The organism is Marinimicrobium sp. UBA4509 (genome assembly GCF_002388575.1).
GTDB lineage: Bacteria > Pseudomonadota > Gammaproteobacteria > Pseudomonadales > Cellvibrionaceae > Marinimicrobium > Marinimicrobium koreense.
Genome location: NZ_DGMV01000035.1, coordinates 52157 through 56349, shown reverse-complemented (window position 1 = coordinate 56349; position 4193 = coordinate 52157). Strand labels below are relative to the sequence as shown.

Annotated in this window: 2 protein-coding genes; one reads left to right on the top strand and one right to left on the bottom strand. The window is 58.6% G+C overall.

Annotation, left to right across the window (positions count from 1 at the left end; translation table 11 throughout):
* Positions 1 to 74 precede the first annotated feature (74 nt).
* Positions 75 to 2006, top strand: coding sequence for a DUF5060 domain-containing protein (locus B3520_RS05165; protein ID WP_286806235.1), 1932 nt, complete (start codon positions 75 to 77; stop codon positions 2004 to 2006).
* Positions 2007 to 2170: 164 nt separating this feature from the next.
* Here B3520_RS05165 and pelA read toward each other — a convergent pair whose 3' ends face one another.
* The gene (pelA, locus tag B3520_RS05160) at positions 2171 to 3724 is read right to left on the bottom strand and encodes a pectate lyase (protein WP_286806237.1); all 1554 of its coding nucleotides are present in this window, start codon (positions 3722 to 3724) and stop codon (positions 2171 to 2173) included.
* Between the last annotated feature and the right edge of the window lie 469 nt (positions 3725 to 4193).

Below are 4193 nucleotides of genomic sequence, written 5' to 3'. Positions count from 1 at the left end.
CGATTAATCAGAGTTTCCTTAAGGGCGGTTCTGCTAGTATCCCTGCATCATAAGTAAATCGATAAGGGGTCGTTATGAACCGTCTTTCCCGCCTGTGCCTGTCGGCACTCCTGTTGTTCACTCTGGTGGCCTGCGCCACGTCCTCCGATCAGCCCAATGAGGCCAGCGTCCGCACCTGGGAGATGCAGCAACTGGTTTTCCACGCCGAGAACCCCTACGACAACCCCTACATCGAAGTGGACGTCTGGGTGCAGCTCAAGGGGCCCGATTTCGACAAGCGGGTGTACGGCTTCTGGGACGGCGGCAACCGCTTTGTGGTGCGCCTGGTGGCCACGGCACCGGGGGACTGGTCCTGGGAAGTCGGTTCAAACCAGCCGGACGATGCCGGGTTGAACGATCGCAGCGGGCGCTTTACCGCCACCGGCTGGAGCGAAGCGGAAAAGCGGGAGAACCCCAACCGGCGCGGGTTTGTGCGCGTCAGCGACAATGGCCACGCGCTGGAATACGCCGATGGCACGCCGTTTTTTATGGTGGGCGACACCTGGCTGGCGGGGTCCACCTGGCGGCTGCCGTTCCGCAACGCCGCCACGTCCGATGAGTACGAACCCGGTCCCGGCATAGGGTTCGAGGATGCGGTCAATTACCGCAAGAACCAGGGGTTCAATTCCGTCAGTATGATCTCGGCGTTCCCCAACTGGGAGGCGGACCTGAACCCGAGCACCTATGCCGATGAGAACGGTATTTACCTGCGCAACGCCTGGGAGAAGTTCGGCTACGATGTGTCCGATGAGCAGGGCACCGATGCGTCGGGTGGCGTAAGTTACTGGGGCACCTTCACCGCCAAGAATATGCGCGATGAGTACGGTCATCTGCCGTTTGCGCCCTCCGACCAGCACCCGGGGGTGTCGGACTTCAATCGTCTGACGCCGGCTTACTTCCAGAGCCTGGATAAAAAAATGGCGCACCTGTCCGAGGTCGGTTTTGTGCCGCTGCTGGAAACCGTGCGTCGGGATGTCGGCCCGTCCTGGGATGCCTATTTTGATTTCAAAGAGAGCTTTGCCCGCTTCGCGCAGTATCTGATTGCCCGCTATGGGGCCTACAACTTTGTGTTCAGCGGCATTCACCTGGACTGGGTGCCGGAAGACTTCAGCCTGACCGCCGATCAGTTTAACGAGGCGCTCACTTACCACCAGGAGACCTATGGTCGCCCGCCCTTTGGTCAGATTCATACCGTGTTGATCGATCGGGCCACTCATACCACCCTGGGCTCCGGTGATGAGGTGCCCTGGCTGGATATGCACAGCGTGGGTAACAAGCCCCGGGATCATCGGGTCGGGGAAAACCTGGAGGCGCAGTTCTTCCTGGAAAATCCGCCCAAACCGACCATCAACTTCGAGCCCTATTACACCGGTTGGCTGCATGAGATCAATAAACCCGGTGGGGAAGAGCCTCCGCCCAACTCGCAACGGGACAATTATTTTGCCCGGGCGCAGATGTTCGGCTCAGTGTTGTCCGGTGGCTTGGCAGGGCACGTACACGGCACCGCCGCCTACGATATCACCACCACGGGCGAGCCCGATGGGGCGCGGCCGCATATCTGGGATGCGCTGCGCTATCAGTCAGCGAATTATATGCAGCACCTGGAGAGCTTTATGCTCTCCGAGGGTAAGCGCTATCAGGATCTGGTTCCCGTCACCGCCGACATCGCGCCGCGTAAAGCACCCAATGCACCGGAGGATGGTCTGGACGGATGGTCTTATATGATGCGCACCGCCGAGGCGGATCTGGCGATGCTGTATTTTGAGAATGCGTCGGTGGCGCCCAGGCTCAGCGGATTCACGCCCGGTGCGTCTTATGCCATGCAGTGGTTTGATCCGATCAGCGGTGATTGGCTCAATCGGATGTCTGTGATGGCGAATGAATCGGGTGAAATTGAGATTGCCGCCTTCCCCGCCGGTTCGGCTCTGGCGGAGCGGGATTGGGCGTTGAAGTTGAAGCGCCAATAGTTTGTGTGGATGTGATGTCAGGGCTGTGTCGGATTACGCGCTGGGCGCTAATCCGACCTACGAGTCTGAGATCACACGTCCAGTGACGATCAGCACCACCCGGTGCCCCGTAGGGCGGATAAGGCCGAAGGCCGCATCCGCCGCTCCTCGGTATGCGCTACCAATCAATACCCAACCCGATCCGCATAAGAAATGATTTTCTCTCCGTAGCTCCCGCCCCAACTGTAGCCGTTACGCCGCTCTGCAGAGATCTCCATGATGTCGTAATACTTGCCGCCATCCCGATCACTGAAGAAGCCTTCGTTGGTATTCAGGTCGTAGAAGCGGTACCACATACGGTCGCCTTCGCTGTAGACAATCTTCTCTTCCACCGAGCTGTCGTACCGGTGGTCGTCCAGATAGGTGCCCTCGCTGCGGAACCAACCAATAGCGGCCTTTACGGCGGCTTCCACTTCGGGCGTCTGCGGTTGGGTCATCAAAAACGCGATAATTTCGACCGACTCGCTGCCGCTAAGGGATTCAAGTTCATAGGCACGCGCGGCCTTGGGTAGGTAGTCGTCCTTACCGTGCTGGGCGCACCAGACGGTCAGCTCGCCGTTCTGCTCCCACTGGGACTGAAGAATATAATCCACGCCCCGTTCAATCGCGTGTGCCATGGCCGCCCGGTCGGAGTCGGTGAACAGGTCGGTATCGAAGGGCGCGCTTTCCAGGTTGGCGTGATAGAGCGCCGTGAGCACCCGGGTCATGGCGTTGTCGTTGAAGGTGACGTGATCCGAATAACCACCTCGCAGCGGATAGTACTGGGGCCAGCCGCCGGTGTCGTACTGGGCATCGAGGAGGTAGTTCATGGCCTTGCGCACGCCATCCCGGTAGCGGGTTTCACCGGTGTCTTTATAGACTTGAGCCAGGTAAATCATTTCGGTGACGGTGGCGCCGTTGTCGATGGTGCCCAGGTCATTGCCGCCGCTACCCTCGAACTCGTAGTCCTGGTTTTTCGGCCAGCCGCCGTGGTCGTACTGGTACGAGAGAACGATGTCGGCCTTGTCCTGACTCCAGGCAAAACGGGCGCTGCGGAACCGGCTGTGCACCGGGTTGCCGTCCTGCGGGAGCAGCAGGCCATCGCCATCGCTGTTCACTCCACAATCCACCGCGGTGGGGGTGACGCCGATGACCGTCAGGGCGTCCACATTCGGTAGGCCGTCCACGCCGGTCGCGACCAGGCCAATGTCGTTGTCACCGGCGTCGAGTTCCACCGTCTGGGATTCAGTGGTCCAGCTGGTCCAGCTACCGGTGGTGGCAAACTCAAACTCACCGGCGTCGGCGTCATTCACCTGAATGTCGCCGGGGCGTGTATTGAGTGAGGTGTATCTCACCTCCAGCGCGTAGTGACCCGCCTCGGGCACATTGACCCGGTAGGTGATGGCGCTATCGGGAACATTGTCGGTATTGGAAAAGCCCGGGCCGGTGAACCCTTCGTTGTCGCTGTCGACCGTGCCGTCGAGTCGGCAGAAGCCGGTATCGTACTCCTGAATGGTCAGGCTGTTTTCGTCGCCCTGTGTGGTCTCACTGGAGGATTGAGAGGATTCGGACGCGCTGGATGCCGTCGAGCTACTGCTGCTTGAACTGGAAGAGGCATTGTCCGGTGCGGAATCTGATCCGCCGCAAGCGACCAGAAGGCCGCTCATTATCACCGCAAAGGTGAGGGGTTTGATGATCATAATTGACTCTCTCACTATTTTTTATTGGAGATTGTTTGGCCGGCTGGCGGCCATTTTTTTGCTTTAGGGGTACTTAAAAACGACGGGTATTCGACTGCCCTTTCGCTGTAACCGATCAAATATCCGAGGTTTCCCTTTGCCGGTCAAGGGCCTGAAAATAAGCTGTGTTTCACTGTAACCGATACGCACCCTGACAGTGCTGCGCCTGCCACCGTCGCAGAGCCGCTATATGAAAATCAGATAAAATGTTCTGTAACCGGATTCACAAAGGGCGGCGGCGGGCGATGCCTCATAAGTTGCTTTACGCGCCGGTAAGGCTATAGTTGTTTAATGGGGTCGAATAACAGACGTATTGCCACAGGGGCGATAATGGAGTCAATGGGAGTGTTTTCAGGAGGCGATTTCCGGGCATGGACGACACTTTTAGTCCTGGTTTCTCTGCTGCTGGGAGTGTCGGGTATTGCCGCTG